Raw genomic sequence first — 25,686 nt, 5'->3', positions numbered from 1 at the left:
CCGCCGCCGGTTGCCGGGTTTTATTTGTTCTGGTACCCACCGTAGTATTTTACCGGGCTCCAGTCCGGCTCTACCCCGAGCTTGGCCGGCGCGTACTGCTGGTACTCCGGCGCGGCATAGACCACTTTGCCGTTGACGATGGTGAGGCTGGCTTCGAGGTTTTTGATCTTCTCGACGTCCATGCTGAAGTAGTCCTGCGGCAGGATCACCACGTCGGCATACTGGCCTTTGGCCAGCGTGCCTTTCAGTTTCTCCTCACCGCTCATCCACGCGCTGCCTTGCGTCATCAGCTTCAGCGCTTGATAGCGGCTCAGCACATCCTTGTCCTGCCAGATCTTCAGGCCGCCGGCCGTCTTGCCGGTCACCGCCCAGTAGATCGACGGCCACGGGCCATAGCTCGACACCCGCGTGCCATCGGTACCCAAACCGACCGGGATTTTCATCGCCAGCATCTTTTGAATCGGCGGCATTTGGCGGGTCTGTGCGCCGTACTGCTTCCAATACAGCTCGCCCTGGAAGTACATGCGATCCTGCACCGCAATGCCGCCACCCAGCGCTTTCACGCGCGCCAGCTGCTTGTCGCTGATGGTCTCGGCATGGTCGAAGAACCAGCGCAGGCCGTTCAGCGGCGTGTCCTGGTTGACCTTCTCGATCACCGCCAGATCGCGGTCGATGCTCTCGCCGTAGGTGGCGTGGATACGGAACGGCCAGCGGTTTTTGATCAGCAGGCGCAGCACCGGCTCCAGCTCGCTTTCCATGTGAGCCGGCATGTCGGGACGCGGTTCGAGGAAGTTTTCAAAGTCGGCCGCCGACCACACCAGGTTCTCGCCGCCGCCCTCGGTGTTGTAGCCGTTGGCGTAGAACAGGTGGTCGTTCTTGTCCGGCTTGGTGAGCGTCAGCCAGCGCTGATAGTCTTCCAGTTCCTTGCCCGGCTTTTGCGCGAACAGGTAGTAGGAGGTGCGCACCGTCAGCTTGCCGCTCTTGGCCAGCTCCAGGCTGACGGCGTAATCGTCCGGGTAGGCTTGGCCGCCGCCGCCCGCGTCGATCGCGCTGGTCAGGCCGAGGCGATTGAGTTCGGTGTAGTACTGCTGGGTCGAATTCAGCTGCTGATCGCGCGGCAGCGCGCCGGTCTTGGCCAGCGTGGTGTACAGAATCATGGCGTTCGGCTTGGCGATCAGCTTGCCGGTCGGCTTGCCGTCCGCGCCCAGCTCGACCACGCCGTCCTTGAATTTGGTGTCGGCGTTGTAGCCCAGCGTTTCGATGCCCTTCTTGTTCAGGAAGCCGAGGCCGTACAGGTACAGCAGGAATACCGGCTTGTCCGGCACTGCCTCATTGATTTCTTCCAGCGTCGGCAAACGCTTTTCTTCAAACTGGTATTCATTCCAGCCGCCCACCACTTTGACCCAGGCGCCGTCCGGCGTGCGCGCCGCCTGTTCCTTCAGCATCTGCAAGGCTTGCTTGAGCGACGTCACGCCATCCCAGCGCAGCTCGGCGTTATAGTTCAGGCCTTCGCGGATGATGTGCAGGTGCGAGTCGTTGAGGCCGGGGATCACGGTCTTGCCGGCGGCGTCGATGACTTGGGTGGTGGAGGTTTTGAGTTTCAGGATCTGGGCGTTGCTGCCCACGGCTTCAATCTTGCCGTCCTTGATGGCGAGGGCTTGCGCAAACGCGCCCTCTTTGGTCATGGTGGCAACCTTGCCGTTAGTGATAATCAGATCGGTGCCGGCGGCGTGTGCGGAAGCCGCACAGGCGATGGCCGCCGCGAAAGCGAGCTGCGTCAATTTCATAACTACTCCCAAAAAATAAAAAGCCGGCGCCGTGAGGTACAGCGCCGGCGGCGTCAGAGAATTGAGGCGAGCTCAGTTCCCGGTATTAGTCTTTCAGGGCTTCGATAGCGAAGCTCAGGGTCACGTCGTCGCCCACGTGCGGAGCGTATTTGCCGGCGTTGAATTCGCTACGCTTGATGGTGGTGGTCGCGTTGGCGCCGCAAGCCAGTTTCTTCATCATTGGGTGATCCATGCACTGGAAGTGGGTGATGGTCAGGGTCACTGGCTTGGTCACGCCTTTGATGGTCAGGTTGCCTTCGACGGTGGCAGGAACGTCACCTTTGAAAGTCACTTTGGTCGACTTGTAGGTGATGGTTGGGAATTTAGCGGTGTCGAGGAAATCTTCGCCCTGGATGTGGCCGTCGAACAGTTTCGAGCCGGTGTCTACCGATTTAGCATCGATGGTCGCTTCTACCGAACCGGTCTTGGCTGCGCGGTCGATGGTGACCTTGGCGGTGGTGTTGTTGAAGCGGCTTTGCTGGGTCGAGTAGCCGAAGTGGCTGTAGCTGAAGCTCGAGAAGGTGTGGTTAGCGTCCGAGGTGAAGCTCTCAGGAGCAGCAAATGCGGACAGGGAAACACCAGCGGCGATCAGCAGGGCAACGATTTTTTTCATTTAGAAACTCCTAATGTGGTGAACAAGATTGTTCGAGTAAGGACGATTATGCTCGCGACATCTAAAGTTGTAAAACGAAAAATTTACCGCTTTACTATCGATAAAATCGATCATGCGACCGAGCCGTTATCATAACGGAACGATAAGCAAACGGTATCTGTCTTAAGGCGTGTAGACGGCTTACCCAGCAGGGTAAGCCGTCTAACTATTATGCTGCGGCCGCGACGGCCGAGGTGACGGGGGTTTGGTGGAGGATGCGGCTGAGCAGGCGTTGCTCCAATGCGGCGAAGGCGGCGTTGCCGCGCGCGCGCGGACGTGGCAGGTCGACTTTGAGGTCGAGCGTGATGCGGCCGTCTTCGATCAGCACCACGCGGTCGGCCAGGGCCAGCGCTTCTTGCACGTCGTGCGTCACCAGCACGGCGGTGAAGCCGCGCGCCTGCCACAGTGATTCGATCAGCTGCTGCATTTCGATCCGCGTCAGCGCATCGAGCGCGCCCAGTGGCTCGTCCAGCAGCAGCAACTGCGGCTCGTGCAGCAAGGCGCGCGCCAATGCTACGCGCTGGCGCTGACCGCCGGACAGCTCCGACGGCCAATCATTCGCGCGTTCCGCCAGGCCGACTGTCGCCAGCGTCGCCGCCGCTGCATTCAAGGAGCGCGGCAAACCTATCGCCACGTTATCCAGCACCGACTTCCACGGCAGCAGCCGCGCTTCCTGAAACATGATGCGGATGCTGGCCACCAGCGCGCCCTTACCGATGGCGATGCTGCCTTGATCGGTGCTCTCCAAACCGGCAATCGCGCGCAGCAGCGTGCTTTTGCCGCAACCGCTGCGGCCCACCACGGCGACGAATTCGCCCGGATGCAGTTCCAGCTGCACGTCGCTCAGTACCTGACGCTTGCCGAACGATTTGCTTACCTTGTCCAGCTCCAGCGACACGCCCTGCCGCTTGGCCGGCGGCGTTGGCGCCGAAGTCCACGTCGCGCTTTCGCGTGGCAGCGCGCCGCTATCAAATAAAGCGTGGGATATAAACATGCGATCTCCTTAACGGTATGCGGGATTCCAGCGCAGGAAGTGCTTCTCCAACCCACGCGATACCAAATCAGCGGCCTTGCCCAGCAAGGCGTAGAGCAGAATCCCCACCAGCACCACGTCGGTTTGCAGGAACTCGCGCGCATTCATGGTCATGTAGCCGATGCCCGCTTGCGCCGAAATCGTCTCAGCCACAATCAGCAGCACCCACACGAGGCCCAGCGAAAAGCGCACGCCGACCAGAATCGACGGCAGCGCCGCTGGCAGGATCACGTCGCGGTACAGCGGCCAGCCGGACAAGCCATAACTGCGCGCCATCTCGATCAATCCCTGATCGGCCGAGCGGATGCCGTGGAAAGTATTCAGGTACACCGGGAAGAACACGCCGACCGCCAGCAAGAACAACTTGGCCGTTTCGTCGATGCCGAACCACAGGATCACCAGCGGAATCAGCGCCAGCGCCGGGATGTTGCGGATCATTTGCAGCGTGGTGTCGAGCAGCGTTTCAGCGCGGCGGAAGCTGCCGGTCAACAGGCCAAGCAGCAGACCGAGGCCCGCACCGATGGCAAAGCCGCTGGCCGCGCGCCACAAACTGGTACGCAAATGCGTCCACAATTCGCCGGAGACGGCCAGTGCCCAGAAGGCTTTTGCCACCGCCCACGGTTCCGGCAAGATGCGGCTGGACAGCCAGCCCAGTTGCGACGACACCTGCCACACAGCGATCAGCAGCACCGGCAGCACCCACGGCGTCCACGCGCTTTGGCGCTTTGGATCACTCATCTTAAGCCGCCTTCTTCTTCGGTACGATGTCGCTGGCCATGATCTCGCCGAACGGGCCACTCAGCGATTGCTCGCCGTGGTCTTTGCCCTTGCCCAGCAGCGGGAACACCAGCTCCGCAAAGCGATACGACTCTTCAAGGTGCGGATAACCCGAGAAGATGAAGGTTTCGATGCCGAGGTCTGCGTACTCCTTGATACGCGCGGCCACGGTTTCGGGGTCGCCCACCAGCGCGGTTCCGGCGCCACCACGCACCAGTCCCACGCCGGCCCAGAGGTTGGGCGATACTTCCAGCTTGTCGCGACGGCCGCCGTGCAGGGCCGCCATGCGTTGCTGTCCAACGGAATCCATTTTCGAAAATGCTGCTTGCGCTTTGGCGATGGTCTCATCGTCTAAGTGGCTAATCAATTCATCAGCGGCACGCCACGCCTCTTCGTTCGTCTCGCGCACGATGACGTGCAGGCGGATGCCGAATTTCACCGTGCGGCCATGTTTGGCGGCGCGCGCGCGGATGTCGTCCAGTTTTTGCGCAACAGCAGCCGGAGGTTCGCCCCACGTCAAATACACGTCCATCTGCTCGGCCGCCAATTCGTGCGCCGGCTCCGAAGAACCGCCGAAGTACAGCGGCGGATACGGCTTTTGCACCGGCGGGTACAGCGTCTTGGCACCCTTGACCTGAATATGCTTGCCTTCGAAATCGTAACCCTTGTCACCGCCCTCGCCCGCCAGCGAAGCGCGCCACACGCGGATGAATTCATCCGAGATTTCGTAGCGCTTGGCGTGATCGGCAAACAGGCCGTCCGCTTCCAGTTCGCCTTGATCGCCGCCGGTGACGACGTTGATCAGCAAGCGGCCATTCGACAGGCGGTCGAAGGTCGACGCCATGCGTACCGCCAGGCCCGGCGTGGTCAGGCCCGGACGGATCGCCACCAAAAACTTCAATTTCTGCGTGACGTGGATCAGCGAGGACGCCACCACCCACGCGTCCTCGCACGAGCGGCCGGTCGGCAGCAGCACGCCGTCGTAGCCCAGCGTGTCGGCGGCCACCGCCACTTGTTTCAGATAGTTGGCGTCAATCGGACGCGAACCTTTCGACGTGCCGAGATAGCGGCTGTCGCCGTGCGTAGGGATAAACCAGAATACATTCAGAGACATCTTGATTCCTTGTTGCGCTTATTGCGAAGCCAGTTGTTTGGCCGGCAGCTGTGCATCTTTGACGGCGATTTGTTTCGGGATCAGCTTCAGGTTGGCGAAGGTATCGGCCAATTTCTGCTGCTGTTCCAGTACCTCGTTGGTGATTGGCTTAACGCCGTACGAGTAGCGGCCGGCGGCCAGCGCCACCACGTCCACATCGAGACCGGTTTGCGAGGCCAGGATCTGCGCCACCTCTTTCGGGTTCTTCGCGCCCCACTCGTCCACCTTGGCGATTTCTTCCAGCACGATGCGGACGATGTCGCTGTTCTTTTCAGCGTACGGACGCGCGGCCAGATAGAACTGATGATTGGCGACCAGCCCTTTGCCATCGGCCAGCACGCGCGCGCCCAGTTGCTTCTCGGCGGCGGCGAGGAATGGATCCCAGATCGCCCACGCGTCCACGCTGCCGCGCTCAAACGCCGCGCGCGCATCGGCTGGCGGCAGGTAGACTACATCGATATCCTTGTAGCCGAGACCCGCCTTCTCCAGCGCCTTGACCAGCAGGTAGTGCACGTTGGAGCCTTTGTTCAGCACCACCTTCTTGCCCTTGAGGTCAGCGAGGCTGCGCAGCCTGGAGTCCTTCGGTACGACGATGGCTTCACTGGCCGGCGATGGCGGCTCGTTGCCGACATAGACCAGGTTGGCGCCGGCCGCCTGCGCGAAGATCGGCGGCGCTTCGCCGACGGTGCCAAAGTCCACGCTGCCCACGTTCAGACCTTCCAGCAGTTGCGGGCCGGCCGGGAATTCAGTCCACTTCACGGTGACGTTGCGCTGTGCGAGACGCTGCTCCAGCGTGCCGCGGCCTTTGAGGATAGTCAGCGTGCCGTACTTTTGATAGCCGATACGGACTTCCTGTTTGGCCGGAGCCTGCGCTTGCGCGCCGCCGGCAGCCATCACGCCCGCTGCGAAGAGCAAGCCAAGCGTGTGACGGCGTGCTGCGCGTTTTTGATCGATACTCATTTTTGCTCCTTAACGTGCAAGGCGTACAGGCTGCGCCTGCGCCACAAATACATCATCCGCCTGCCCGCGCTGCGCATTCAGCGCCGCCGACAGCGCATCCACGCCGGCCTGCACGCGCCATGCGATGGCTTGGTCTATGGTCAAGCCGCTGACATCATTCCACGTCAATTGCTGCGAGGTGGCGTAAATACTGGTGAAGACCTGGCGCGCGTCGAGCGCATGCAGCACCGGGCGCAGCGCATAGTCCAGCGCCAGCATGTGCGACTGGCTGCCGCCGGTGGCCAAGGGCAGCACCAGCTTGTCTTTCAAGCCGTCTTGCGGCAGCAGGTCGAGGAAGGCTTTCAGCACGCCGGTGTAGGACGCCTTGTAAATAGGCGTGGCGATGACGATGGCTTCCGCTTCGGCCACGGCATCGACAGCACGCTTCAGGGTCAGATCAGCAAAATCAGCATGCAGCAGAGCCTTCGCCGGCAAATCACGTACCTGCAATTTGCTGTGACGGTGGCCGAGCGCGGCCAGCTTGTCACCCACGTGATCGAGCAAACGGCCGGTGCTGGATGGCGCCGCCGGGCTGCCGCTGAGTAGAAGAATGCTCATGTCTGTCCCCTGTCTTGAATGGTGGCAGTGAGCTTAAATCCGCACGATAGAAATCAAAACGAATTGTTTTACGTTTTGATATGCAAAAACCATAGCATGATTTTTTTGCATATCAAAAGCCGGAATTCTTCGTTTGCTGCGTTTAGTGGCGTCTTCATACTAGCAAGACCGATCCTTCTACTTAGTGGACATACCATGTCTCAAGCACTATTAAAAACGTCGCATGACCGTGCGCACGATCCGCTGCACGTCGCCACCGAACTGGCGCAGCGACTCGCCGCCAGCGCCAATGCACGCGACCAGGCCGGCGGCCACGCAGCGCAGGAGCGCGAATGGATACGCGAATCCGGCCTGCTTACTTTATCCATCCCTACCGCGTACGGCGGTCAAGGCGCGGATTGGCCCACGGTCTATCAAGTAATCCGCATACTGGCCCGAGCCGACAGCGCGCTGGCTCACGTGTTTGGCTTCCACCATTTGCAATTGGCGGGCATACAGCTGTATGGCACGCCGCAGCAGCAGCGCCGCTTCCTGACGCAGACTGTGGAGCAGAATCTGTTTTGGGGCAATGCCCTTAATCCTTTGGATAAACGTACCAGCGCCACGGAGGCCGACTACGGTTTTGAGCTAAATGGCGTGAAGAGTTTTTCATCCGGCTCCGTGGGCTCGGATTGGCTCACTATCTCGGCATGGCATGAGGAGACGCAGTCCGCGCTCATTGGCGTGGTGCCGACGCGCCAGCATGGCGTCGCCGTGCAAGCCGACTGGGATGCTTTCGGCCAGAAGCAGACCGATAGCGGCAATGTGCATTTCCACCAGGTGTCGCTGCCTTCAACGCAGGTACTGCAAGCGCCAGGCGTGAAGCCGACCGCGCAGGCCACCTTGCGCTCGCAGGTGGCGCAGCTGGTGATGGCGAATCTTTACCTCGGCATCGGCGAAGGCGCGTTTGAAGCGGCGCGCGAGTACATCGGCAAAGAAGCGCGCCCGTGGTTTGCGTCCGGCGTTGATAAGGCGGGCGCCGATCCGCTGGCGCAGCATCGCTTCGGCCAATTGTGGCTGAAGCTGCGGCCTGCTGCGGTGCTGGCCGATCAGGCAGCGCATGAACTGGAGCGCTTGTTCCGTCTCGGTGCGGCTGTCACGGCGCAGCAGCGCGGCGAGTTGGCGGTGTCGGTGGCAGAGGCCAAGGTGCTGGCGCATACCGCCGGCGTGGATGTCAGCAGCGAGATTTTCGAGCTGACGGGTGCGCGTTCCACTTCCACCAAATTTGGCTACGACCGTTTCTGGCGCAATGTGCGCGTGCATACCTTGCACGATCCGGTCGATTACAAGATTCGCGACCTCGGACGCTATGCGCTCGACGGTACGCTGCCCGAACCAACTGCATACTCATAATGACTACTTCCCTGATTCGCATCGAGCATGCGAGCAAATCCTTTGGCGACTTTCACGCGGTGCGCGATGTATCGCTGGACGTGGCCCAAGGCGATATTTTTGGCCTGATCGGCAAAAGCGGCGCGGGCAAGTCCACGCTGCTGCGATTGATTAACCTGTTGGAGCGCCCGGATAAAGGCGCGATTACGGTCGATGGCCGCGAATTGACTTCGCTGTCCAAGCGCGACCTGCGCGATGCGCGCGCCAACATCGGCATGATCTTCCAGCAGTTTAATCTGCTGCAAAATGCGACCGTGTTTGATAACGTCGCCTTCCCGCTGCATATTCACGGAGGCCAGACCAAGCAGCAGATCGCCGCTCGCGTGGCGGATTGCCTTGAACTGGTGGGCTTGAGCGACAAGAGCGCCAGCTATCCGGCGCAGCTGTCGGGCGGGCAGAAACAGCGTGTGGCCATCGCCCGCGCGCTGGCCAGCAAGCCGGCGGTGCTGCTATGCGATGAGCCGACATCGGCGCTCGACGCCGAAACCACGCGCGCGCTACTGGCGACGCTGAAGGACATCAATCAACGCCTGGACGTGACCATTGTGATCGTCAGCCATGAGCTGGACGTGATCGGCGAGATTTGCAACCGCGTAGCCGTCATCGAAAACGGCGCCATCGCCGAACAATTCGCACTCGACGACGCCGCTAGCCTGTCCGCACCACGCTTCACAGCCCTCGGCCGCGAACTCGCCGCCTCTGTCGCCACCAACGCGCTCGCCGCCCTCGCACCGCTCCCGGAGACCGCCAATGTCTGAACTCATCTCCTCCTTGGCCGCGTCGGCCAGCGCCATCTACGCCATGCTGCCCGAAATGTGGGAAGCGCTCGGCCAAACACTGGTCATGCTTGGCATCGGCCTCTCGTCCGCGATCCTGATCGGCGGCCCGTTGGGCATCGTCCTGTTCCTGGTCGCAGACGGCCAGTCGCTGCAAAACCGCCCTGCCGCGCTGATACTCGGCTGGATCGTGAACACCGTGCGCTCCTTCCCGTTCATCATCCTGCTGGTGGCGCTGGTGCCGTTCACGCGCGTGATCGCCGGTACTTCAATCGGCCCGCTGGCCGCCGCCGTGCCGCTATCGTTCGCCGCCATCCCCTACTTCGCGCGGCTGGTCGAACAAAACCTGCGCGAAGTCCCGCGCGGCGTGATCGAAGCCGCCCACGCCATGGGAGCCTCGGAACTGCAAATCATCCTGCGCGTGCTGCTGGTGGAAGCCCGCTCCGGCCTCGTGCTGGCGCTGACCGTGCTGTCGATTAGCTTCCTCTCCTATTCCGCCGTAGCCGGCGTGGTGGGTGGCGGCGGCATCGGCGACCTCGCCATCCGCTACGGCTACTACCGCTTCGAAACCGACATCATGGTCGCCACCGTCGCCATCCTGATCCTGATGGTGCAAGTGATCCAATTCACCGGCAACCGCATCGCCAAACGCATCGACAAACACTAACCAAGGAACCACCCAATGAACACTCGCCGTAACCTGCTGCTGACCGCCGTTGCCGCCGCCATCAGCTTCTCCGTCAACGCCAAAGATCCAAAGGAACTGGTGATCGGCACCAGCTCCGGCCCATACGCCGATCAAGTAAAGCTGGGCATCAAGCCTATCCTCGAAAAGCAAGGCTACAAGGTCAAGCTGGTGGAATTCAACGACTACATCCAGCCTAACTACGCGCTGGCCGAAGGTTCGCTGGACGCCAACATCTTCCAGCACATCATCTACCTGACCAAATTCTCGACCGATCACAAACTGGCCTTGTCGGAACTGATCAAAATCCCAACCGCGCCGATTGCCATCTACAGCAAAAAGCACAAGACCCTGAACGACGTTAAAGAAGGCACCACTGTCGCCCTGCCGAACGATCCGACCAACCAGGCGCGCGCGCTGGTGCTGCTGGATCAACTGGGCTGGATCAAGCTGCGCGAGAAAACCGATCCCCTCAAGGCATCCGAAAAAGACGTCGCCACCAACATCAAGAAAATCAAACTGCTGCCGCTGGAAGCCGCACAGTTGCCACGTTCCTTGCAGGATGCCGACTACGCCTTCGTCAACGGTAACTACGCGCTGGCTTCGGGCCTGAAACTGAAAGATGCGCTGATTACCGAGAAAATCTCGCCAGCCTACGCCAACCTCGTGGCCGTGCGCACCGCCGACAAGGACAAGCAATTCGCCAAGGACATCGCCGCCGCCTACCGTTCGCGCGAATTCCTCGCCGTCACGAATAAGTACTTCGCCGACTACGCCAAGACCGACTATCAGCTCGCGCTGGAAAAGTAATGCGCAAACTCATACGCTTCAACGCTTTTCAGATGAACACCGTGAGCCACCAGTCGCCCGGGCTGTGGACTCACCCGCGCGACACCAGCTATCGCTACACCGATCCTGATCATTGGACTGAGTTGGCGCAGTTGCTGGAGCGCGGCCGTTTCGACGCCATCTTCCTTGCCGACGTGCTGGGGGCTTACGATGTCTACCAGGGCAGCGCTGATGCGGCCCTGCGGCACGCGGTACAAGCGCCTTTGAATGATCCGCTGGCGCTGGTGCCGTTGATGGCGCAAGCCACCAAGCACCTTGGCTTCGGCGTGACGTGCGCGTTGACGTATGAGCATCCCTACACCTTCGCGCGCCGCATCTCGACGCTAGACCATCTGACTCGCGGACGAATCGGCTGGAACATCGTCACCGGCTATCTGGATAGCGCGGCTCGGAATCTCGGACTGAATCAACAGCTAAGCCACGACGAACGCTACGACCTCGCGGACGAGTACATGGACGTGGTCTACAAGCTGTGGGAGAAAAGCTGGGATGATGATGCGGTGGTCAACGACAAGCAGCGCGGCGTCTATGCCGAGCCGTCGCGCATCCATCCGATTCGGCATGAGGGCAAGTACTACAAGGTGCCGGGCTTCCACCTGAGCGAGCCGTCGCCGCAGCGCACGCCCTTGCTGTACCAAGCCGGCACCTCGCCGCGCGGCACGGCGTTCGCGGCGCGGCATGCCGAGTGTACCTTCGTGAGCGGGCCGAGTATTCGGGTGGTGAAGAAATACGTGGACGACCTGCGCGCCACCGGTCGCAATAGCGACGACCTCAAAATCTACGCCCAGGCACTGATCATCACCGCGCCGACCGAAGCCGAAGCCCGAGCCAAGCACGAAGAATACAAGCGCCACATCAACATCGAAGCGGCGCTGGCCTTGTTGTCTGGTTGGACTGGCGTGGACTTCAGCAAGTTCGCGCTCGATGCCACCATCGAATACATCGATTCCGACGCCGGCCGTTCCGCGCTGGCCTCGTTCAGCGCAGCAGACCCTAACCGCAAATGGACTGTCCGCGAAGCGGCCGAATTCATCGGCCTGGGTGGACGCGGCCCGGTGCTGGTAGGAGATCCCAAACAAGTGGCCGACCAACTCGAAACCTGGCAAGACGAAACCGGCATCGACGGCTTCAACCTCGCCTTCGCGCTAGCCCACGAAAGCATGCGCGACGTGGTTGATCTCATCGTGCCAGAACTCCAACAGCGGGGCCGCTACCGCACCGGCTACACCGCCGGCACGCTGCGTGAACAAGTCTTCAACCGGGGTTCGCGCCTCCCGCCCACGCATCATGGCAGGAAGGTTGAGATTTCTTAGGTTTTAGCCCGCAAAGCCAAACCAAGCGGGTTCAGTTTCTGTTTTTCTGCTGAGTGTGCGGGAATCGCAAAACCCGCATTGCGGCGAACAGGGGTCTGACCCCGTACGGGGTCAGACCCCAACCTTTTGGGTTGGCTGTGGCGCTCAATCTTCAGTCGTTGCGCATCTGGGCCTGGGAGACGTTGCTGGCTGGCGGCACGCTTTGGGTCAGCCACACGTTGCCGCCGATGGTGGAGCCGGCGCCGATGGTGATGCGGCCCAAGATCGTCGCACCGGCGTAGATGACGACGTCGTCTTCGACGATAGGATGGCGCGGCACGCCTTTAATCAGCGCGCCTTGCTCGTCGGCCGGGAAGCGCTTCGCGCCCAGCGTCACGTGCTGGTACAAGCGCACGCGCTGGCCGATGATGGCCGTCTCGCCAATCACCACGCCGGTGCCATGGTCGATGAAGAAGCTGCCGCCGATCTGCGCCGCCGGGTGGATGTCGATCCCGGTCAGCGAGTGCGCAATATCCGAAATCAGCCGCGCCAGGAATGGCGAACCCAATCGATGCAGGCTATGCGCCAAGCGATAATACAAGATCGCGATGGTGCCCGGATAGCACAGCATGATCTCCGCCACCGAGGTCGCCGCCGGATCGCCCGAAAACGCCGCCTGCACGTCGGACACCAGCAAGGCCCGCACCTCCGGCAGACTGGCTGCAAACTGGCGCGTGATGTCGTGCGCTTGCCTGGTCAGCGCCTCTTCATCGGGAATCGCCTCTTCCGACGAAAACTGCAAACCGCGCCGCACTTGCTCCGCCAGGCGGTTCAAGGTGGTGTTCAAGGTATCGCCGACGAAGAAGTCGATGCTCTCGTCGGTCAGGTTGGGGCGGCCATAATGCGTCGGGAACAACACCGCTTGCAGGCCGTTGACGATGGTCGTTAGCGCATCGCGCGACGGCAGCTCGCGCACGCGCCCGTGGTGACGGATGTTGTGCGTGGCTTCGCGCGATACGCGCAGCTGCTCGATCACGCTGCCAAGGTTCCAGTGCGAAGGCTTGACGGAAGTGCCGTCAAAAGTATCAATAGTCATAATGTCTCGAATTCGAATAACCCGGGCGCAGTCGCCCAAGGTACAGCATAACCACCCACTCGCCGCAAGCGAACGAAGGATTTCGCCGTTTCATATATGGATGGCGCATATCGCGTAAAATGCCGGGCTCAACGAACAATACGCTATTCATGAATATTTTGCTGACGCTGCTGTTGGCCGGCCTGTCCATGGTCGGCCCTCTGGCCATCGATACCTACCTGCCCTCTTTCCCGGCCATTGCCCAGCATTTCGACGCCAGCCCGCTGCTGATCCAGCAGACGCTGTCGATGTTCCTGTTCTGCTTTGCGTTCATGATGCTGTTCTACGGGACGCTGTCCGATTCCTTCGGCCGCCGCCCGGTGATCATCGTGTCGCTGGTGCTGTACATCGCCGCCTCCGTGGTGGCCGCGATGGCGCCGTCGATCGGTGTGCTGCTGGCCTGCCGCATCGTGCAAGGCCTGGCCGCGGGCGCAGGTTCGGTGGTGGGCCGCGCCATCGTGCAGGATCGCTTCACCGGCGCTGCCGCGCAGAAGATCCTGTCGCACATCATGATGGTGTTCGGCCTTGCGCCCGCGATTGCGCCGGTGCTGGGCGGCTGGCTGCAAGTGAGCTTCGGCTGGCGTTCGGTGTTCTGGTTCCTCAGCGCCTTCGGTATTTTGATGCTGCTGGCCGTGTACCGCGCACTGCCTGAAAGCCTGCCGGTGAAGAATCGCCACCCGTTCCACCTCGGCGCCATCGCCAAGAATTATTGGAAGGTGCTATGCCACCACCACTTCCTGCTGCTGGCCGTCGCCGTTGGCATGTGCTTTGCGGGCGTGGCGCTGTACATCGGCTCCGCCGCTTACTTCGTGATGAATATCCTGCACCTGCCGGAGACCGCGTTCGCGTGGATGTTTGTGCCGCTGATTAGCGGTATGGTGATCGGCTCCGCGCTGTCCGGCAAATTCGCCCACAAGTTCTCGCGCAAGACGCAAGTGTGGCTGGGCTTTGCGGTGATGATCAGCGCCGGCATGATCAACGTCGCCTACAACGCCGCCTTCGTGGCCGCCGTGCCGTGGGCCGTGATGCCGCTGTTTATTTACTCGTTCGGCCTCGCGCTGGCCATGACGCCGCTGTCGCTGATCGCGCTGGAGTACTTCCCCAACAATAGCGGCCTTGCCGCCTCGATGCAGTCCTTCATCCAGATGCTGTTGTTTGCACTGGTCTCGGGCCTGGTCGCGCCGCTGCTGTTTGATAGCGCCTTGAAGCTGGCGTGGGGCGTGCTTGCCAGCCTGGTTATCAGCCTGCTGGCGTGGCTGCTGGCGCAAGCCGGCAAGCCGGTAGTGCACGACTAACGGCTGATCAGGGCCACGGCGCGGGATTCATATCGATATACTGCGGCCCGCCCTGCTCCGGCTCCGGCGCGCGCGGCGCGGCCGCCGGGGTGGGATTGCGCAAGCCCAGTATCTCCTTGCGCGCCTCGACAAAATCCGCGCTCGATAGCGGCTGTTCCTTGTCCGGCCAATTCTCTACCGCCCACGCTTGCAGCTGCTCGAAGCGCTGCCACAACTCGCCGATGAAGCGGCGACGTTCCTCTTCCTTGTCCATACGGCCTCCCTATTAAGCTGAGGCTACGGCGGACCGCCGCCGGCGTCGGTGCGCAAGATCACGAACAAGCATGTAAAATGGCGCATTAATCTGCCATAAGCCTGATCCACCGAATGCGCCTCACTTCATTTACCGATTACTCGCTGCGCACGCTGCTCTACCTGGCAGCCAATCGGGATCGACTGGTTACCATCCAGGACATCGCCGATTTGCATGTGATATCAAAAAACCACCTGATGAAGGTAGTCTACCAACTGGGCCTGTCCGGCCTCGTGGAGACGGTGCGCGGCCGTAACGGCGGCCTGCGGCTGGCCAAGGAACCGAAGGACATCAACATCGGAGAACTGGTGCGCGCCACCGAGACCGATTTCTTTATGGCCGAATGCTTCGACCGCAGCAGCGACACCTGCCCGCTAACGTCCAACTGCAAGCTGAAACACACGCTCAACGACGCCACCCGCGCTTTCCTCGCGGTGCTCGATCAGCAAACCTTGGAAGACATGCTGCCCGCCACCGGCCCGGAGTCCAAGCCGGTACGCATCATGCGCAACGCGGCCAAGCACTAAAGGGATTACGCCGCGTCCTGCCGCAGCTGCGGCAGCGACGCCACCAAGTCCGAGAAGCGCTGGCCTTGGATCATGACGTGCTCGCGCAGCAGTTGCGCGGCGCGCTCGCCGTCGCCGTCCAGGATGGCTTGCACCACGCCGTCATGCTCGTGGTAGGAAGTGGCCAGGCGGTTGCGCACCCGCAGTTGCAGGCGGCGATAAGGACGCAAGCGACGGTACAGCGCGCGCGTTTGCTCGATCAGAAATTGATTGTGGCTGCCGGTGTATATCGCCTCGTGGAACACTTCGTTCTTGTAGTAGTAGGCGTCCGGCTCCTGCGCGTCCAGCGCTTCCTTGCAGGCCTGGTGCGCGGCCAGCAAGGCTTGCTGCTCCTCCGGCGTCATGCGGCGCGCAGCCAGGCGGCCGCAGGTCGACTCCAGTTCCGACATCACCTCAAACATCTCCACCAGCTGCTGCGGCCCCAGCTCCGCCACGATGGCGCCGCGCCGCGGCCGGATCACCACCAGGCCCATCGACGACAACTGGATCAAGGTCTCCCGTATCGGCGTGCGCGACACGCCGAAGCGCGTGGCGAGCTCGGTCTCGTCCAGATGCTGGCCCGGCTTGAGCTGGCCGACGGCAATCATCTCTTCGATTTGCTCGCGGAGGGAGGCGGAATGGGTGGTCATGCCTGCATTATATCGCTTGACAATGTATTCGCAACCGCTATTCTTGTATACACAAAACAAATTATTGCATATCAAATGCGAAGTAGATAATATTTCCTTACATCAACCCTTGGAGGACGTATGACCGCAATCACCCGCAGGTCCGCATTGGCTGCCATTGGCGCACTGGCCGCCAGCCCGTTGTTGTTGCAACCAGCTTGGGCGCAAACCGCGCTCAAGATCTCCCACCAATTCCCCGGCGGGACGCTGACGGAAGGCGATTTCCGTGACCGTCTGACCCGCATGTTCGCCGCCGAAGTGGAAAAGCGCTCCAAGGGCGCACTGAAGTTTTCCATCTATCCCGGCTCTTCGCTGATGAAGACCAACGCCCAGTTCTCCGCCATGCGCAAGGGCGCGCTCGATCTGTCGCTGGTGCCGCTGTCGTATGCCGGCGGCGAAGTCCCGGAAGTAAACATCGGCCTGATGCCGGGCCTCGTCACCTCCTACGATCAAGCCTACGGCTGGAAAAATGCGGAAGTCGGCAAGGAGCTGGCGCGCATCCTGTACGACAAGGGCATCGTGATGCTGAGCTGGATCTGGCAAGGCGGCGGCATGGCCTCGCGCGGCAAGCCGGTGGTCGATCCCGACGACGCCAAGGGCATGAAGATCCGCGGCGGCTCGCGCGAAATGGACTTGATGCTGAAGGCCGCCGGCGCTGCCGTGGTCACGCTGCCGTCCAATGAAATCTACGCCGCCATGCAGACCGGCGCGATGGAAGCGGCGCTCACCTCCTCCACTTCGCTGATCTCGTTCCGCCTTGAAGAAGTATCGAAGTCGCTGACCACCGCGCGCGCCGGCTCCTACTGGTTCATGCTGGAACCGCTGATGATGTCGCGCTCCGTGTTCGACCGCCTGCCAAAAGACCAGCAGCAACTGCTGCTGGCCGTGGGCGCGGAACTGGAAGCCTTCGCGCTCAAATCGTCCAAGGAAGACGACCAGCAAGTCGCCGCCGTCTACCAAAAAACCGGCGCCAAGGTCGTCGACATGAATGCCGGCGCGCTGAAAAAATGGCAGGACATCGCCAAGGCCACCGCGTGGAAGGACTACGGCGAGAAGAACGCCAGCTGCGCCAACCTGCTTAAACTGGCGGAGAAAACGCTGTGAGCCACGGCGTAGATATCGCGCCATCGCGCGGGCCGGCGCCGCCGGACAATCCAGTCATCGCCGCGCTAACGGCGTGGATGGACAAGCTCAATCGCCTGCTCATGACGCTGTCGATGGTGGCGCTGGTGCTGACTGCCCTGGTGCTGACTTACTCGGTGGTGTCGCGCTACTTCTTTCACGCGCCCACCGACTGGCAGGACGAGGCCTCGGTGTTCATGCTGGTCGGCGTCACCTTCTTCTGCACCGCCTACGTCCAGTACCACCGCGGCCATATCGGCATTGAAGCGGTGGCAGGCCTGCTGCCGCGCCGCGTGAATGCCGTGCGGCTGTTCCTGGTCGATCTGGTATCCATGCTGTTCTGCGCTTTCTTCACGTGGAAATCGTGGCTGCTGTTCCATGAAGCGTGGGTTGACGGCCAAACCACCTCCTCTACTTTCGCGCCGCCGCTGTGGATACCCTACTCCATGATGGCCGCCGGTGTGACCCTGCTAACGCTGCAACTGCTGCTGCAAACGCTGGCCCGCCTCACCAATAAACCGGAGCATGCAGCATGAGTGAACTGACCTTGGGCGCCTTGTACGGCGCCGTGACGCTGGTGGTGATGTTCTCCGGGATGCCGATTGCGTTCGCGCTCGGCGTGGTCGCCACTGGCTTTATGTACTTCTTCATGCCGCCCTCTTCGCTGGACACGATCACGCAAAACGTCTACGAAGAAATGGCATCGATCACGCTGCTGTCGATTCCCTTGTTTATCTTGAAGGGCGCGGCCATCGGCAAATCGCCGGCGGGCCGGGACTTGTACTCGGCGATCCACACCTGGATGCACAAAGTCCCCGGCGGCCTTGGCATCGCCAACGTGTTTGCCTGCGCGCTGTTCGCGGCCATGGCCGGCTCCTCGCCTGCCACTTGCTCGGCCATCGGTTCGGCCGGCATTCCAGAGATGCGCAAGCGCGGCTACTCGCCGGGCTTCGCGGCCGGCATCATCGCCGCCGGCGGCACGCTGGGCATCCTGCTGCCGCCGTCGATCACCATGATCCTGTATGCGGTGGCTGCGGAGCAGTCGCTGGGCCGCTTGTTCCTCGCCGGGATCGGCCCCGGCATCCTGCTGGTGATCCTGTTTGCCGGCTATGCCGTCTACCGCGCCCGCAAGGAATACCGCATGGCGCTGGACATCTACCAGAAGGGAGGCGAGAAATCTGCCTATCTGGAGGACGAGCACTTTACCCTCAAAGAGAAGGTCGAAATGCTGCCGCGGGTGCTACCATTTATCGTCTTGCTGATCGGCGTGATGGTGGCCTTGTACGGCGGTTTCGCCACCCCTTCTGAAACTGCGGGCCTCGGCGCGCTGCTGGCGTTGGCGCTGCTGGCCGTGATCTACGGCGTGTGGAAGCCGAAGGACTTGTCACCGATTCTCGGCTCGTCGATCAAGGAATCGACCATGCTGTTGCTCATCATCGGCATGTCGCTGCTGTATTCCTACGTGATGAGCTATCTGCACATCAGCCAATCGGCGGCGGCGTGGGTAGTCAGTCTGCACCTGTCGAAGTGGGTGCTGCTGGCGGTGATCCTGCTGATGGTGATCGTGTTCGGCTTCTTCCTGCCGCCGGTCTCCATCATCCTGATGACCGCGCCGATTATCCTGCCGCCACTGCGCGAAGCCGGCTTTGACTTGATCTGGTTCGGCATCGTCATGACGGTGGTGATGGAAATGGGCCTGATCCATCCGCCGGTGGGACTGAATATTTTCGTCATCAAGAACATTGCGCCGGACATTCCGCTCAAGGATGTGGTCTGGGGCGTGTTCCCCTTCCTGTTGCTGATGGTGGTCGCCGTGCTGCTGCTGTGCGTCTTCCCGTCGATTGCAACCGGCCTGCCTGACATGATTATGGGAGCAAAATAAAATGTCCTGGAACACCTTGCAGCAAAATCGCGAAGCGCGATTGCAGCGCGCCCGCGCGGCGCTGGGCAATCAGCTGGACGGCAAGAGCCTACCGGCGGCGCGCATCGCCGATCTGCTGCATGCGGTCATCGAGTGCGGTGACCGCGTCTGCCTCGAAGGGAATAACCAGAAGCAGGCCGATTTTCTCGGCCATGCGCTGGCCAATCTGGATCCGCAACGCGTCAACAACCTGCACATGCTGCAATCGGTGCTGGCGTTGCCGGAGCATCTGGATGTCTTCGAGCGCGGCGTCGCTTCGCGGCTGGATTTTTCTTTCTCCGGCCCGCAAGCGGCGCGGGTGGCGCGGCTGGCATCCGCCGGCAAGCTGAATATCGGCGCCATCCACACCTACCTTGAACTGTTTAGCCGCTACTTCATCGACCTGCCGCCGCGCGTGTGCCTGATCGCGGCGGAAGCGGCCGACCGTCACGGCAATCTGTACACCGGCCCGAATACCGAGGACACGCCAGCCATCGTCGAAGCCACGGCTTTCAAGCAAGGCATCGTCATCGTGCAGGTGAATAAGGTGGTCGACAGCGTGCCGCGCGTGGACGTGCCGGGCGACTGGGTCGATTTCGTGGTGCAGTCGCCGCGCCCCTACTACATCGAGCCGCTGTTCACGCGCGACCCGGCGCAGATTTCGGAGATTCAGGTGCTGATGGCGATGATGGCCATCAAAGGCATCTACGCCGAGTACGAGGTCCAGCGCCTGAACCACGGCATCGGCTTTGACACCGCCGCGATTGAGCTGCTGCTGCCGACGTATGCCGAGTCTTTGGGCCTGCGCGGCAAAATCGGCAAGCACTGGGCGCTGAATCCGCACCCGGCGCTGATTCCTGCGATTGAAGCGGGCTTCGTCACCTCCATCCACTCGTTTGGCTCGGAGCTGGGCATGGAAGAATACATCCACGCGCGGCCGGACGTATTTGCGATCGGCCCGGACGGCAGCATGCGCAGCAACCGCGCCATGTGCCAGGCGGCCGGCCACTATGCTTGCGATATGTTTATCGGCTCGACCTTGCAGATTGATTTGCAGGGCAATTCGTCCACCGCGACGGCGGGCCGCATCTCCGGTTTCGGCGGCGCCTCCAATATGGGCGCGGACGCGCGCGGACGGCGTCACGCCAGTCCTGCATGGCTCAAGGCCGGCGAGCAAGCGCGTGCGGGCCGCAATACCATCCCGCGCGGCCAGAAGCTGGTAGTGCAGATGGTGGAAACCTTCCGCGAGCATATGCAGCCTGCCTTCGTTGAAAAACTCGACGCATGGGAGCTGATGGAACAAGCCAAGATGGCGATTCCACCAGTGATGATTTACGGCGACGACGTCACCCACATCCTGACCGAAGAGGGCATCGCCAACCTGCTGCTGTGCCGCACCGACGAGGAACGCGAGCAAGCAATACGCGGCGTGGCCGGCTACACGCCGGTCGGTTTGGGCCGCGACAAACGCGTGGTGGAGAATCTGCGTGATCGCGGCATTATCACCCGCGCCGAAGACTTGGGCATCGACAAGCGCCTCGCTACCCGCGACCTGCTGGCGGCCCGCAATATGAAAGACCTGGTGCGCGCATCGGGCGGCTTGTATAACCCGCCCAAGCGTTTCCGCAACTGGTAAGGAGTACGAAGATGGAAACCTTGAATTACCGATTCGAGCAAGGCACGCGCCGCCTCACGGCATCGCCGGAAGTGGTTGGCGTGGTCGGCTCGGGCAATTTGGAAGTGCTGATCGAACCAGCCGATTTAAACGGCGCTTGCAGCATCGAGATCAGCACCGCCGCTGTCGGCTTCGGCCCGATTTGGGAAGCGGTGATGACCGACTTCCACGCGCGCTGGCTGCTGGCCGACACGCGCATTTCGATCAACGATATGGGTGCCACGCCTGCCGTGGTGAGCCTGCGCATGGATCAAGCCGTGCAAACCATGCTGGGAGACGCCGCATGAGCCGCCCTGTCAGCTATCAGGAATTAACTGCGCGCGAGCGTTTGCAGCATTTGTTCAATGCCGGCAGTTTTGAGGAATTCATTCCGCCGTCCGAACGCGTCACCAGCCCGCACCTGGCGCAATTGAATGCGCCGGTGGCGTTTGATGACGGCGTGGTGATCGGCCGCGCACTGCTGGGCGGCGTGCCGGTGTACGTCGGCGCGCAAGAAGGTTCGTTCATGGGCGGCGCGGTCGGCGAGGTGCATGGCGCCAAGCTGGTTGGCCTGCTGCGCAAGGCTGTAGCGGACAAGGTGGCCGCCGTGGTGCTGCTGGTGGAATCGGGCGGCGTGCGGCTGCACGAAGCCAATGCCGGCTTGATCGCGGTGTCGGAAGTAATGCGCGCTTTACTCGACGCCCGTGAGGCCGGCGTGGCCGTGATTGTGCTGGTCGGCGGCGCGAATGGCGCGTTCGGCGGCATGGGCATCGTCACGCGCTGCGCCAATGTGGTCATCATGTCGGAAGAAGGACGCTTGGCGATGTCCGGGCCGGAGGTGATTGAAACGGCCAACGGCGTGGAAGAATTCGATTCGCGCGACCGCGCGCTGGTGTGGCGCACGTCGGGCGGCAAGCATCGCTATTTGCTGGGCGATTGCCAGCGCATCGTCGCCGACGATGTGGCGGCGTTCCGCTCGGCGGCGCAGGAAGCGGTGGCGGCGCTGGCCGGCGGCGACACCGGCTTGACGCTGGCGGCGCTGGAGGCCGAACAGCAGATGCTGGAAGCGCGCCTGCAGAATTATGGCGCCCTGCAAGATCCGATCGACATCTGGAGCGCAATGCAGATGCCGGATGCGGCCAATATCCCGATGCTGGACGTGGACAGTTTTATCGCGGCAGCGGCAACGCGTCGCCAGGGAGTTTAAGATGGACTGGAAAAAACTGGCTGATACGCTGTTCCCCGAAGGCCATGCCATCGTCGAGCAGAATGAGTTTTTGTGCGGCAGCGCGCAGGTCGATGGTCAAGCCGTGGCGGTAATCGGCACCACCAATCACACGCCGATAGGCGTCGAAATCGCGCTGGCGCAAGCGCAGGCGATCTTGCGCACGGTGCGCGAGTATCCCGGCATGCCGATACTGATGCTGATCGATACGCAGGGCCAGCGCTTGCGCCATCGCGACGAAATGTTGGGCATCAACAGCTACATGGCGCACCTGGGAAAATGCGTGGATCTGGCGCGCCGCAAAGGCCACAAGATTATCGGCTTGGTGTACGACCAGGCCCTGTCGGGCGGCTTCATTACCAGCGGCTTGATGGCCGATGCTTGCCACGCGCTGCCCGATGCGACCATCCGCGTGATGGGCCTCCCGGCGATGGCGCGCATTACCAAGGTGCCGGAAGAACGCCTGACCGAACTGGCGCAAAGTAATCCGGTGTTTGCGCCGGGGCCGGAGAATTATCTGCGCATGGGCGGCCTGGAGTCGATCTGGAATGGCGATCTGGCGGCGCATTTGCGCGCGGCCTTGGCGCAGCCGGTGGCGGGCGATCAGCGCAGCGCCCTGGGCTTGCAGCGCGGCGGCCGCCGCTCGGCGCAGCCGGTGATTGATGCGGTGCTCTCTGGCGGCCATGTCCAACGTTGAACGTCACTCGCTGGCGTGGTTGAACGACGCTGGCTGGCAAGCGGTGCTGGCCTCCACGCGGCAGCACGAGGTAGCGTTGTCGCAGTGGCAGCGCCACGACTGGCCAGTGGTGGTGCGCCGCGCGGAACCGGATGCGGCCGCCGACGAGATTTGCCTCGGCCTGCCGCTGCCGCCTGAGCGCGACGGCGCCAAGCTGCGGCTCGCGCTGCGCGTGCGATCCGAACACGTCGCGCGCACCAGCGATGCGCTGGAGCTGAAGTCCGCACAGCCCTTCTCCGGCCCATGGCAAGAGCGTTTAACGTCGCTGTGCAACGAGGCGGCGGCGCTGAACCTGCGCGTGTTTGGCTCTCTGGCCATGCAGGCGTTGACCGGCTTGCAGTACGTGTCGCCAACGTCGGATATCGATGTGCTGTTCCATCCGGCGAACCGGCAAACGTTGGAGGAAGGCGTAGCGCTGCTGTCGCGGCATATCACGCTGCTGCCGCTGGACGGCGAAATCGTCTTTCCCGGCGGTGCGGCGGTATCGTGGAAAGAATGGGAAATGGCGATCAAGACTCCGGCCAAGGTAATGGTGAAAGAACTGCACACGGTGCGGCTGGCCGACACCGCATCGATGCTGGCAACGCTGGAGGCGCAATGACACACATCGCCAACGCGCGCCGCGCCCTCGCGCAAATCGGCGCCGGCACGACCTCGGCTCGCGTGGCTGGCGTTCTTGGCCGCGCGGAGCAGCGGGCGTTTGCTCGCGAGATTGCGCAGCTGGCGGTGCGCAGCTTGCACGCGGAGTTGTGCTTGTATCCCAAGCCGGGCCTCGTCTCGCCGGTGGACAGCGGCAGCCATGACGATATGGATGCCGGCACTTTCATGCGCAGCATGTTCGCGCTGCGCCACTACTTTAGAAAAATCTGTTTGGCAGGATGGAACGATGCGCCGTTCGCGCAACTGAAGCAGCTTGGCATCGCGGCCGAAACGGCGATGCTGAAGGCGACGCGCGGCATCAACACCCATCGCGGCGCCATCTTCAGCCTTGGCATGCTGTGCGCCACCGCCGGCCGTGCCCGCGCCCAGGGCACGCCGATGACGCCAGCCGCCCTGCGCGCCGCCCTGCTAATCCGCTGGGGCGAAGAACTCGCCGCCCACGCAGCCCCCATCACCACGCCCACCGTCAGCGAGGGCGCAAGCGGCGATACCGTACGCGCCAGCCTGCGCGCGCCCGTCGGTGACGCAGCCCTGAGCAATGGATTACGCGTCGCGGCGCGGTACGCGGTGAGCGGCGCGCGCGAGGAAGGTGCGCTTGGATTGCCGTCGGTGTTCGAGATTGGCCTGCCCGCCCTTCTCGCCTCGCGCGCACGGGGCGCTAGCGTGACCGAGGAGCGCATCGATACTTTGTACGCGCTGATGGCGCACATCAGCGACAGCAACATCTATCACCGCGCCGGCCCGCAAGGCGCGCAGATCGTGCGCGATCACGCAGAGCGTTTTCTCGCGCAAGGCGGCACTGCAAACCCTAACTGGTACGCGGAGGCGCTGCACGACCATCAAGTCTTCATCCAGCATCGCCTCTCGCCCGGCGGCGCGGCGGACTTGCTGGCCGCCTGCTGCCTCGTACAATCCATCGCCGCACTGGATAGCCCATGAGCCGCGCGCGCCTGCTGCTGCTCTGCCCCGGACAAGGCGACCAGCATCCTGCCATGTTCGACCTCGCCCGCACGCACCCCGCAGCCAACACCCTCGTAGACCGCCTGCTCGCGGGCCTACCGCAGCCAGCCGACATCTACGCCAACCGCATCGCCCAGCCGCTCATCGTCGCGGCCACGCTGAGCATGTGGGAAGCCATCCGCGACACCGCACCGCCGCCAGCGCTGGTGGCCGGCTACAGCATCGGCGAACTCTCTGCGCACGCCGTGGCTGGCGCGCTCACGTCCGAGCAAGCCGTCGCACTGGCAGCCCAACGCGCGCAGTTGATGGACGACTGCCAGCGCGCCGCACCCGGCCAAGCACTACTGACCATTACCGGCCTAACGCTCGCCAGCGCCAGCACTTTGGCCGCCACGCACGGCTATCATCTCAGCATCGAAACAGGAGAAGATACTTGCATCGTCGGCGGCCCGGCAGAACAAGCAACCGCGCTACAGCAAGCCATCGAAACACACGGCGCGCGCAGCAAACGCCTGCCGGTAGCCGTAGCGTCGCACACGCCCTACATGCAAAACGCCGTTGAGCCTTTCGCACAAGCCTTGCAAGCAGCCACGTTCCAGCCGCCACAAGCGCCCGTATTGGCCGGCATAGACGCGGCCCCAGTCAACGACCAGGCCCGCGCGGTCGACACACTCTCGCGCCAACTCGCGGAAAAAATCCGCTGGCTCGCCTGCATGGACGCTTTCGCCGAAGCGGGTATCACGGTCGCACTGGAACTCGGCCCCGGCAGCGCCCTCTCGCGCATGCTGCAAAACCGCCACCCGCACATCAACACCCGCTCGGTGGCCGACTTCCGCACGCTGGACGGCATCAAGAAATGGCTAGACCGCGCCAGCGAAAGCTAGCCGGCGCAGTCGAAGCAGCTCAGCTCAGCGATTATTCTGCATCGTCCAAGCGACAATATTCTGCGCATCCATCGCGCCCGGCTGCCGCGCCACCTCGCGCCCGCCCTTGAACAAAGCCAGCGTCGGAATACTGCGTATCGCATAACGCGCCGCCAAGTCCTGCGCCTGCTCGGTATCCACCTTCACCACGCGGAACTGCGGCTCCAGCCGCTGCGCGGCCTGCGCATAAAACGGCGCCATCGTGCGGCACGGGCCGCACCACGGCGCCCAGAAATCAACCAGCACCGGAATATCGCTACGCTCGATATGCTTCAAAAACCGGGCACTGGTCAAGTCTACCGGCGCACCAGTGAACAAGGCCTTCTGGCACTTGCCGCACACCGGCTGCGCCGCCAGCTTGGCGGCCGGCACGCGATTCACCGCATCGCAATGCGGACAAACGATATGCAGCGACTCCGGCTGCGCTTGAGAGGATTGGTTCATCATAAATCTCCAGACATCAAGCTCAGCATGATAATCCAAGGCACAAAAAAATACCGCGCCACGCGAATCAGCTCC

28 protein-coding genes are annotated in these 25,686 nt (G+C 62.2%); 17 read left to right on the top strand and 11 right to left on the bottom strand.

Going from position 1 to position 25,686, the window contains the following annotated elements; all coding sequences use genetic code 11:
- Positions 1-20: 20 nt before the first annotated feature.
- The 7 genes from GTP45_RS08520 to ssuE all read right to left on the bottom strand — a co-directional run bounded on the left by GTP45_RS08520 (position 21) and on the right by ssuE (position 6,998).
- On the bottom strand, positions 21-1,787 hold the full coding sequence (locus GTP45_RS08520; RefSeq protein WP_161013406.1) for an amidohydrolase: 1,767 nt from the start codon (positions 1,785-1,787) through the stop codon (positions 21-23).
- 85 nt (positions 1,788-1,872) lie between these two features.
- On the bottom strand, positions 1,873-2,439 hold the full coding sequence (locus GTP45_RS08515) for a YceI family protein (RefSeq protein WP_161013405.1): 567 nt from the start codon (positions 2,437-2,439) through the stop codon (positions 1,873-1,875).
- A 208-nt stretch (positions 2,440-2,647) separates the two neighbouring features.
- Entirely contained in the window at positions 2,648-3,472 is an 825-nt protein-coding gene (locus tag GTP45_RS08510) for an ATP-binding cassette domain-containing protein (protein ID WP_161013404.1), read from the bottom strand.
- A gap of 9 nt (positions 3,473-3,481) precedes the next feature.
- Positions 3,482-4,249 (bottom strand): aliphatic sulfonate ABC transporter permease SsuC, encoded by a 768-nt coding sequence (ssuC, locus tag GTP45_RS08505; RefSeq protein ID WP_161013403.1) that lies wholly within the window; start codon positions 4,247-4,249, stop codon positions 3,482-3,484.
- Position 4,250: 1 nt separating this feature from the next.
- Positions 4,251-5,396: an FMNH2-dependent alkanesulfonate monooxygenase gene (ssuD, locus tag GTP45_RS08500; RefSeq protein WP_217363336.1), complete on the bottom strand. Its 1,146-nt coding sequence runs from the start codon at positions 5,394-5,396 to the stop codon at positions 4,251-4,253.
- A 24-nt stretch (positions 5,397-5,420) separates the two neighbouring features.
- Positions 5,421-6,401, bottom strand: a complete 981-nt coding sequence (locus GTP45_RS08495; protein ID WP_161013401.1) for a sulfonate ABC transporter substrate-binding protein — start codon at positions 6,399-6,401, stop codon at positions 5,421-5,423.
- 9 nt (positions 6,402-6,410) lie between these two features.
- Positions 6,411-6,998, bottom strand: a complete 588-nt coding sequence (gene ssuE, locus GTP45_RS08490) for an NADPH-dependent FMN reductase (RefSeq protein ID WP_161013400.1) — start codon at positions 6,996-6,998, stop codon at positions 6,411-6,413.
- Between the two features lie 195 nt (positions 6,999-7,193).
- Here ssuE and GTP45_RS08485 point away from each other — a divergent pair, with 195 nt between their 5' ends.
- Genes GTP45_RS08485 through GTP45_RS08465 form a run of 5 tightly spaced genes read left to right on the top strand, consistent with a single transcriptional unit; the run spans position 7,194 to position 12,052 of the window.
- Positions 7,194-8,390 carry an acyl-CoA dehydrogenase family protein gene (locus GTP45_RS08485; RefSeq protein WP_161013399.1) on the top strand — a complete coding sequence of 399 codons (1,197 nt, stop codon included), beginning with the start codon at positions 7,194-7,196 and terminating at the stop codon, positions 8,388-8,390.
- Positions 8,390-9,187, top strand: a complete 798-nt coding sequence (locus tag GTP45_RS08480; protein ID WP_161013398.1) for a methionine ABC transporter ATP-binding protein — start codon at positions 8,390-8,392, stop codon at positions 9,185-9,187. Before GTP45_RS08485 ends, GTP45_RS08480 begins: the two co-directional genes overlap by 1 nt.
- The gene (locus tag GTP45_RS08475) at positions 9,180-9,872 is read left to right on the top strand and encodes a methionine ABC transporter permease (RefSeq protein WP_174821640.1); all 693 of its coding nucleotides are present in this window, start codon (positions 9,180-9,182) and stop codon (positions 9,870-9,872) included. Before GTP45_RS08480 ends, GTP45_RS08475 begins: the two co-directional genes overlap by 8 nt.
- Before the next feature lie 15 nt (positions 9,873-9,887).
- Positions 9,888-10,700, top strand: a complete 813-nt coding sequence (locus GTP45_RS08470; RefSeq protein WP_161013397.1) for a MetQ/NlpA family ABC transporter substrate-binding protein — start codon at positions 9,888-9,890, stop codon at positions 10,698-10,700.
- Positions 10,700-12,052: an LLM class flavin-dependent oxidoreductase gene (locus GTP45_RS08465; RefSeq protein WP_161013396.1), complete on the top strand. Its 1,353-nt coding sequence runs from the start codon at positions 10,700-10,702 to the stop codon at positions 12,050-12,052. The genes GTP45_RS08470 and GTP45_RS08465 overlap by 1 nt, the downstream gene beginning before the upstream one ends.
- A gap of 151 nt (positions 12,053-12,203) precedes the next feature.
- Here the strand turns inward: GTP45_RS08465 and epsC are convergent, their stop codons facing one another.
- Entirely contained in the window at positions 12,204-13,127 is a 924-nt protein-coding gene (gene epsC, locus GTP45_RS08460) for a serine O-acetyltransferase EpsC (RefSeq protein ID WP_161013395.1), read from the bottom strand.
- 149 nt (positions 13,128-13,276) lie between these two features.
- Between epsC and GTP45_RS08455 the strand changes: the two genes are divergently transcribed.
- Positions 13,277-14,461 (top strand): multidrug effflux MFS transporter, encoded by a 1,185-nt coding sequence (locus GTP45_RS08455; protein WP_161013394.1) that lies wholly within the window; start codon positions 13,277-13,279, stop codon positions 14,459-14,461.
- Between the two features lie 7 nt (positions 14,462-14,468).
- Here GTP45_RS08455 and GTP45_RS08450 read toward each other — a convergent pair whose 3' ends face one another.
- Positions 14,469-14,714 carry a hypothetical protein gene (locus tag GTP45_RS08450; RefSeq protein ID WP_161013393.1) on the bottom strand — a complete coding sequence of 82 codons (246 nt, stop codon included), beginning with the start codon at positions 14,712-14,714 and terminating at the stop codon, positions 14,469-14,471.
- A 113-nt stretch (positions 14,715-14,827) separates the two neighbouring features.
- Between GTP45_RS08450 and GTP45_RS08445 the strand changes: the two genes are divergently transcribed.
- Positions 14,828-15,280 (top strand): RrF2 family transcriptional regulator, encoded by a 453-nt coding sequence (locus GTP45_RS08445; protein WP_161013392.1) that lies wholly within the window; start codon positions 14,828-14,830, stop codon positions 15,278-15,280.
- 5 nt (positions 15,281-15,285) lie between these two features.
- On the opposite strand, the gene GTP45_RS08440 is transcribed toward GTP45_RS08445, so the two are convergent.
- Positions 15,286-15,948 carry a GntR family transcriptional regulator gene (locus GTP45_RS08440; RefSeq protein ID WP_161013391.1) on the bottom strand — a complete coding sequence of 221 codons (663 nt, stop codon included), beginning with the start codon at positions 15,946-15,948 and terminating at the stop codon, positions 15,286-15,288.
- 120 nt (positions 15,949-16,068) lie between these two features.
- On the opposite strand from GTP45_RS08440, the gene dctP reads away from it, so the two are divergent.
- Genes dctP through GTP45_RS08390 form a run of 10 tightly spaced genes read left to right on the top strand, consistent with a single transcriptional unit; the run spans position 16,069 to position 25,128 of the window.
- Positions 16,069-17,091 carry a TRAP transporter substrate-binding protein DctP gene (gene dctP / locus GTP45_RS08435; protein ID WP_161013390.1) on the top strand — a complete coding sequence of 341 codons (1,023 nt, stop codon included), beginning with the start codon at positions 16,069-16,071 and terminating at the stop codon, positions 17,089-17,091.
- The gene (locus GTP45_RS08430) at positions 17,088-17,645 is read left to right on the top strand and encodes a TRAP transporter small permease (protein ID WP_161013389.1); all 558 of its coding nucleotides are present in this window, start codon (positions 17,088-17,090) and stop codon (positions 17,643-17,645) included. Before dctP ends, GTP45_RS08430 begins: the two co-directional genes overlap by 4 nt.
- Positions 17,642-18,991, top strand: a complete 1,350-nt coding sequence (locus GTP45_RS08425) for a TRAP transporter large permease (protein ID WP_161013388.1) — start codon at positions 17,642-17,644, stop codon at positions 18,989-18,991. The genes GTP45_RS08430 and GTP45_RS08425 overlap by 4 nt, the downstream gene beginning before the upstream one ends.
- A gap of 1 nt (position 18,992) precedes the next feature.
- A complete protein-coding gene (gene mdcA / locus GTP45_RS08420) occupies positions 18,993-20,645 on the top strand; it encodes a malonate decarboxylase subunit alpha (protein WP_161013387.1) in 1,653 nt (550 codons plus the stop codon).
- An 11-nt stretch (positions 20,646-20,656) separates the two neighbouring features.
- Positions 20,657-20,971 (top strand): malonate decarboxylase acyl carrier protein, encoded by a 315-nt coding sequence (gene mdcC, locus GTP45_RS08415; RefSeq protein WP_161013386.1) that lies wholly within the window; start codon positions 20,657-20,659, stop codon positions 20,969-20,971.
- Positions 20,968-21,870 carry a biotin-independent malonate decarboxylase subunit beta gene (locus GTP45_RS08410; protein ID WP_161013385.1) on the top strand — a complete coding sequence of 301 codons (903 nt, stop codon included), beginning with the start codon at positions 20,968-20,970 and terminating at the stop codon, positions 21,868-21,870. The genes mdcC and GTP45_RS08410 overlap by 4 nt, the downstream gene beginning before the upstream one ends.
- A gap of 1 nt (position 21,871) precedes the next feature.
- Positions 21,872-22,585 carry a biotin-independent malonate decarboxylase subunit gamma gene (mdcE, locus tag GTP45_RS08405; RefSeq protein WP_161013384.1) on the top strand — a complete coding sequence of 238 codons (714 nt, stop codon included), beginning with the start codon at positions 21,872-21,874 and terminating at the stop codon, positions 22,583-22,585.
- A complete protein-coding gene (gene mdcG / locus GTP45_RS08400; RefSeq protein WP_229258377.1) occupies positions 22,572-23,225 on the top strand; it encodes a malonate decarboxylase holo-[acyl-carrier-protein] synthase in 654 nt (217 codons plus the stop codon). Before mdcE ends, mdcG begins: the two co-directional genes overlap by 14 nt.
- On the top strand, positions 23,222-24,223 hold the full coding sequence (gene mdcB, locus GTP45_RS08395; protein ID WP_161013382.1) for a triphosphoribosyl-dephospho-CoA synthase MdcB: 1,002 nt from the start codon (positions 23,222-23,224) through the stop codon (positions 24,221-24,223). The genes mdcG and mdcB overlap by 4 nt, the downstream gene beginning before the upstream one ends.
- On the top strand, positions 24,220-25,128 hold the full coding sequence (locus tag GTP45_RS08390) for an ACP S-malonyltransferase (protein WP_161013381.1): 909 nt from the start codon (positions 24,220-24,222) through the stop codon (positions 25,126-25,128). Before mdcB ends, GTP45_RS08390 begins: the two co-directional genes overlap by 4 nt.
- A 24-nt stretch (positions 25,129-25,152) precedes the next feature.
- On the opposite strand, the gene trxC is transcribed toward GTP45_RS08390, so the two are convergent.
- Positions 25,153-25,611, bottom strand: coding sequence for a thioredoxin TrxC (gene trxC / locus GTP45_RS08385; RefSeq protein WP_161013483.1), 459 nt, complete (start codon positions 25,609-25,611; stop codon positions 25,153-25,155).
- Positions 25,612-25,686: the final 75 nt, after the last annotated feature.

The sequence above is a fragment of the Duganella rivi genome (genome assembly GCF_009857435.1).
Lineage (GTDB): Bacteria > Pseudomonadota > Gammaproteobacteria > Burkholderiales > Burkholderiaceae_D > Rugamonas > Rugamonas rivi.
This window is presented reverse-complemented; position numbering and strand designations above follow the sequence as displayed.

What these genes read in the sequence shown, in the direction of transcription:
- GTP45_RS08520 (WP_161013406.1), bottom strand. Translation starts at nt 1,787, where the DNA reads ATGAAATTGACGCAGCTCGCTTTCGCGGCGGCCATCGCCTGTGCGGCT.
- GTP45_RS08515 (WP_161013405.1), bottom strand. Translation starts at nt 2,439, where the DNA reads ATGAAAAAAATCGTTGCCCTGCTGATCGCCGCTGGTGTTTCCCTGTCC.
- GTP45_RS08510 (WP_161013404.1), bottom strand. Translation starts at nt 3,472, where the DNA reads ATGTTTATATCCCACGCTTTATTTGATAGCGGCGCGCTGCCACGCGAA.
- ssuC (WP_161013403.1), bottom strand. Translation starts at nt 4,249, where the DNA reads ATGAGTGATCCAAAGCGCCAAAGCGCGTGGACGCCGTGGGTGCTGCCG.
- GTP45_RS08495 (WP_161013401.1), bottom strand. Translation starts at nt 6,401, where the DNA reads ATGAGTATCGATCAAAAACGCGCAGCACGCCGTCACACGCTTGGCTTG.
- ssuE (WP_161013400.1), bottom strand. Translation starts at nt 6,998, where the DNA reads ATGAGCATTCTTCTACTCAGCGGCAGCCCGGCGGCGCCATCCAGCACC.
- GTP45_RS08485 (WP_161013399.1), top strand. Translation starts at nt 7,194, where the DNA reads ATGTCTCAAGCACTATTAAAAACGTCGCATGACCGTGCGCACGATCCG.
- GTP45_RS08480 (WP_161013398.1), top strand. Translation starts at nt 8,390, where the DNA reads ATGACTACTTCCCTGATTCGCATCGAGCATGCGAGCAAATCCTTTGGC.
- GTP45_RS08475 (WP_174821640.1), top strand. Translation starts at nt 9,180, where the DNA reads ATGTCTGAACTCATCTCCTCCTTGGCCGCGTCGGCCAGCGCCATCTAC.
- GTP45_RS08470 (WP_161013397.1), top strand. Translation starts at nt 9,888, where the DNA reads ATGAACACTCGCCGTAACCTGCTGCTGACCGCCGTTGCCGCCGCCATC.
- GTP45_RS08465 (WP_161013396.1), top strand. Translation starts at nt 10,700, where the DNA reads ATGCGCAAACTCATACGCTTCAACGCTTTTCAGATGAACACCGTGAGC.
- epsC (WP_161013395.1), bottom strand. Translation starts at nt 13,127, where the DNA reads ATGACTATTGATACTTTTGACGGCACTTCCGTCAAGCCTTCGCACTGG.
- GTP45_RS08455 (WP_161013394.1), top strand. Translation starts at nt 13,277, where the DNA reads ATGAATATTTTGCTGACGCTGCTGTTGGCCGGCCTGTCCATGGTCGGC.
- GTP45_RS08450 (WP_161013393.1), bottom strand. Translation starts at nt 14,714, where the DNA reads ATGGACAAGGAAGAGGAACGTCGCCGCTTCATCGGCGAGTTGTGGCAG.
- GTP45_RS08445 (WP_161013392.1), top strand. Translation starts at nt 14,828, where the DNA reads ATGCGCCTCACTTCATTTACCGATTACTCGCTGCGCACGCTGCTCTAC.
- GTP45_RS08440 (WP_161013391.1), bottom strand. Translation starts at nt 15,948, where the DNA reads ATGACCACCCATTCCGCCTCCCTCCGCGAGCAAATCGAAGAGATGATT.
- dctP (WP_161013390.1), top strand. Translation starts at nt 16,069, where the DNA reads ATGACCGCAATCACCCGCAGGTCCGCATTGGCTGCCATTGGCGCACTG.
- GTP45_RS08425 (WP_161013388.1), top strand. Translation starts at nt 17,642, where the DNA reads ATGAGTGAACTGACCTTGGGCGCCTTGTACGGCGCCGTGACGCTGGTG.
- mdcA (WP_161013387.1), top strand. Translation starts at nt 18,993, where the DNA reads ATGTCCTGGAACACCTTGCAGCAAAATCGCGAAGCGCGATTGCAGCGC.
- mdcC (WP_161013386.1), top strand. Translation starts at nt 20,657, where the DNA reads ATGGAAACCTTGAATTACCGATTCGAGCAAGGCACGCGCCGCCTCACG.
- GTP45_RS08410 (WP_161013385.1), top strand. Translation starts at nt 20,968, where the DNA reads ATGAGCCGCCCTGTCAGCTATCAGGAATTAACTGCGCGCGAGCGTTTG.
- mdcE (WP_161013384.1), top strand. Translation starts at nt 21,872, where the DNA reads ATGGACTGGAAAAAACTGGCTGATACGCTGTTCCCCGAAGGCCATGCC.
- mdcG (WP_229258377.1), top strand. Translation starts at nt 22,572, where the DNA reads ATGTCCAACGTTGAACGTCACTCGCTGGCGTGGTTGAACGACGCTGGC.
- mdcB (WP_161013382.1), top strand. Translation starts at nt 23,222, where the DNA reads ATGACACACATCGCCAACGCGCGCCGCGCCCTCGCGCAAATCGGCGCC.
- GTP45_RS08390 (WP_161013381.1), top strand. Translation starts at nt 24,220, where the DNA reads ATGAGCCGCGCGCGCCTGCTGCTGCTCTGCCCCGGACAAGGCGACCAG.
- trxC (WP_161013483.1), bottom strand. Translation starts at nt 25,611, where the DNA reads ATGAACCAATCCTCTCAAGCGCAGCCGGAGTCGCTGCATATCGTTTGT.